This is a genomic window from Globicatella sp. HMSC072A10 (assembly GCF_001811625.1).
GTDB lineage: Bacteria > Bacillota > Bacilli > Lactobacillales > Aerococcaceae > Globicatella > Globicatella sanguinis.
Genome location: NZ_KV805686.1, coordinates 1 through 613 on the forward strand (window position 1 = coordinate 1; position 613 = coordinate 613).

1 pseudogene is annotated in these 613 nt (G+C 33.0%); it reads right to left on the bottom strand.

Going from position 1 to position 613, the window contains the following annotated elements:
- Window positions 1-291 (bottom strand): annotated as a pseudogene (locus tag HMPREF2811_RS11190) (hypothetical protein); the annotation flags it as partial.
- Window positions 292-613: the final 322 nt, after the last annotated feature.

A 613-nucleotide genomic window follows, 5' to 3' on the forward strand; every position in this document is an offset into this window, starting at 1 on the left:
TTCTTTTTCTTTCTCATTTAAATGATAAAAATAACGATGAAGATCCGCTTTCTTTCTAGAAGAGATGACCTCAATTAATCGTTTTTTCTCAAAATCATACATGACAGTCAAATAATTAGAGCTAATATTTAAGCTGGGGATATAGACTTCGTCAAAACATAAAACTGAAGGTAAATTGAATTTATCCGGATGATAATATTTATCAAAGTACCGTTTTACAGTTGTTTCTGAGACAGAAAAATGTTCGGCAGTCGACTTAAACGTTTCGTTTGGCTTCTTCAGATTTTCCATAATACTGTCGATTGTTGAATACGGAATAGTGAAATTTCGAGGCGTAAGCCCTATACTATTCGAGAAAGAATCATGACATTCTTGACACTTAAAACGTTTAATCTTAAGCAGAACGATCTTGATGTTACTATGATTAAAAGGTAAACGATACTTCTTTTTATAGTACCCCTTACTGTGAAGATGAGAAGAACGACAATAAGGGCACTTTCGAATCTTACTATCCAATGAACATGAAAGGGTTGTTTTATCCATCGCGACGACTTCTCCAATATCTTGTAAAGATACATTTAGTAGTTGCGACAGAATATATTTAATATCATCG